Annotated in this window: 4 protein-coding genes; 2 read left to right on the plus strand and 2 right to left on the minus strand. The window is 63.1% G+C overall.

Features of this window, described 5'->3' with window-relative positions:
- Both ACKUUH_RS17075 and ACKUUH_RS17080 read right to left on the minus strand, forming a co-directional pair.
- On the minus strand, nucleotides 1-672 hold a 672-nt coding region (locus ACKUUH_RS17075), incomplete at its 3' end, for a signal peptidase II (RefSeq protein ID WP_407951092.1).
- Nucleotides 673-703: 31 nt separating this feature from the next.
- Complete coding sequence (locus ACKUUH_RS17080) at nucleotides 704-1,267, minus strand: TraR/DksA family transcriptional regulator (RefSeq protein ID WP_407951093.1); 564 nt, start codon at nucleotides 1,265-1,267, stop codon at nucleotides 704-706.
- A 268-nt stretch (nucleotides 1,268-1,535) separates the two neighbouring features.
- Here ACKUUH_RS17080 and tgt point away from each other — a divergent pair, with 268 nt between their 5' ends.
- A complete protein-coding gene (gene tgt / locus ACKUUH_RS17085) occupies nucleotides 1,536-2,675 on the plus strand; it encodes a tRNA guanosine(34) transglycosylase Tgt (RefSeq protein ID WP_407951094.1) in 1,140 nt (379 codons plus the stop codon).
- The coding region (yajC, locus tag ACKUUH_RS17090) for a preprotein translocase subunit YajC (RefSeq protein WP_407951095.1) at nucleotides 2,672-2,865 on the plus strand (194 nt) is incomplete at its 3' end. The genes tgt and yajC, both read left to right, overlap by 4 nt.

Genomic DNA, 2,865 nt, shown 5'->3' on the forward strand with positions numbered 1-2,865 from the left:
CAGCAGGATCGCCACGCCGAAGACCAGCAGGGCGTCGGCGATGTTGAAGATCCACGGCCACAGTTCCAGCTTTCCGATCTTAGCCTCGATCTTCACGAAGTCGCGGACCACCGGTTGAAGGCCCGACTTGGAGGTGGGCGGCGGTTTGGGGAACTGTCGGGCATTGACGCCGTTGGGGAAGTCGCCGATGCGGATCGTATTCTCGCCCTCATCGACCAGCGTGCCGATGACCCTCGACCCGTCGGGATAGTGGGCGACATAGGCGGCCTGCGTGGCCCGGTCGTACAGGTTGCCCAGGGCGCCGGCGAGCACCAGCCCGAGGGCGATGTGCATGGACCATCGCTTGGTGGATGAGTTCGCGAAGAGGTAGAGCACAAACATGAGGGCCAGGACCGATGCGCCGACGAAGACCGGCGCCAGGCCGGCGCCGATGCCAAAGAGGGCACCGGGATTGAGCGAGAGCTTGTAACTGGCGAGGTTGGGGATGATCACGCGCGACTCGTGTGCGCCGAGTTCGCGAAAGGCCCAGGCCTTGGTCCACAGGTCGGCGGTCAGGCCGAGGACCGCGACGGTCCAGAGGCGCAGATGGCTGGGGGCGTGGGTGATGGCCCACTGAATGGTCGCACCGGATGCAGCAATGGTCGGGGGGGCGGGTTCTGACGTGGCCGTCATCATGAGGTTCCGTAGGTTCTTTCGTCCCGCCCTACCTGCGTCGCTGCTGTTCCTGCGAACGCTTGTATTCCAGACAGAATCGAGCCCAGGGCCTGATCTTGAGGCGAGCCTTGCCGATCGGCTTGTGGGTGGCTTCGCAGATGCCGAAGGTCTTGTTTTCGATTCTGGCCAATGCGTCGTCGATATCCCGGAGCATGTCTCGCTCGTTGGCGACGAGGCCGAGGGTGAACTCCTGCTCGTAGTTGTCGGTGCCGATGTCAGCCATGTGGATCGGCATCATGGACAGATCGCCGCTGCCTTCGGAGCGCGTCTTGCGCAGAGCTTCGCTTTCCATGGTCTTGACCGAGCCGATCAACTCGGCGCGCTTCTGGACCAACTGCCCGCGGAAGTGCTCAAGCTCGGCATCCGAAAGATGAGTCATCGGCATCGGTGTGGTTGGCTTCGCGTTGTCCCCGTTACGGGGAATCGCGCCTCCGAGGGCGATCGTCGCCCTTCGACCATTCACCTTGGGCTGCCGCGAGCCGTTTGAATCCGCGCCGTTTATTTTCTTCGACGGTCTATCGTGACCGTTCGAATCTTCTCGACCCTTCGCCACGCCATTCCCTCCAGTGCCCGGTTGCATCCCTGCACCTGTTGAGTTAGAGCTCCGGCTCAGTTTCCGGACCAGCGCATCGGCCCCCGAAATAACTATTCGCGCGTGCGAACCGAGACCGGTTACTATATGACTTTCCGGGCGGTCTTGTCAAGCCGCGACGGCTGCACAAAGATATGTCCGAAGCGAAGCCCGGGGCGGAATTTCCATGCGGTAGTGCCATCATTATGGCACTATCCCGCGGCCCCGTCCCCGACCGGAAAAAACCTCGATGTCTCGATTCTCCTTTCAAATCCGGGCTGTCGCAGGGCGCGCCCGATGCGCGGTGCTCCACACCCCGCATGGTGAGATTCAGACGCCCGCCTTCATGCCGGTCGGGACGAAGGCCAGCGTCAAAGGCGTCACGCCGGACCAGCTCGTCGCCGCCAGCGCGAGCATCATTCTCGCCAATACCTATCACCTCGCCCTGCGTCCCGGCGCCGACATTGTCGCCGAGATGGGCGGGCTGCACCGATTCATGTCCTGGGACCGGCCGATCCTGACTGACAGCGGCGGCTTCCAGGTCTTCAGCCTGGCCACGCTCAACAGCATTGATGACGACGGGGTGACCTTCAAGTCGCACATCGACGGCGCGGTACTGCGCCTTTCGCCTGCGGAGGCCGTCGAGATTCAGGAGAAGCTCGGCGCCGACATCATCATGGCCTTCGATCAGTGTCCGCCGCTGCCCGCTTCGCCGGATCTGCTTCGCCAGGCGGTCGATCGGACGATTCGCTGGGCGCGCGACTGCCGCGATGCGAAGCGACGCGACGACCAGGCGCTATTCGGCATTGTCCAGGGCGGGCTCGATCTCGACCTGCGCTGCCGCTGTCTCGACGAGATCGTGAAGCTCGACTTTCCCGGGTACGCGATCGGCGGCCTGTCCGTCGGAGAGGCGCCGGAGGAGATGGCCGCCTTTCTGAACGAATTCACCCATCGCATGCCCGACGACCGCCCTCGCTATCTGATGGGTGTCGGCCGGCCGATCGACATTTTGCGCGCGGTGAATACCGGCGTGGACATGTTCGACTGCGTTCTGCCGACGCGCAACGGCCGTAATGCATTCGCCTTTTGCGACGCCGGTTTCGTGCGCATCCGCAATTCCCGGTACAAGACCGACCCGCGTCCGCTGGTGGAGAATTGCGATTGCTACGCCTGCAGCCATTTCTCCCGGGCCTATCTGCGGCACCTGTTCCTGGCGGGGGAGATGCTCGGCCCGATGCTGGTATCACTGCACAATATCGCCTACTATCAACGCCTCATGCGGCGGATTCGGGAGACGATCGCCGCCGGCACTTTTCATGAGTTGCTCGCCGCGTTCGCCGCGTTCGAGGCGGGCCTGACGACCACGGTTGACAACGAGGACGCTGAATGATTCCGCTGATTTCGCTCATTGCACAAACGACGCAACCCAATCCCGCCGCCCCACAGGGACTTGAGTCACTGCTGCCGATGCTCGCCGTCATGGGCATCGTCATTTACTTCCTGATGATCCGCCCGCAGAGCAAGGAGCGCAAGACCCGCGCCGCGATGCTGGCCGCCGTCAAGAAGAACGACCGCGTCGT

This window comes from Parvibaculum sp. (assembly GCF_045863935.1).
In the GTDB taxonomy this organism is placed as follows: domain Bacteria; phylum Pseudomonadota; class Alphaproteobacteria; order Parvibaculales; family Parvibaculaceae; genus Parvibaculum.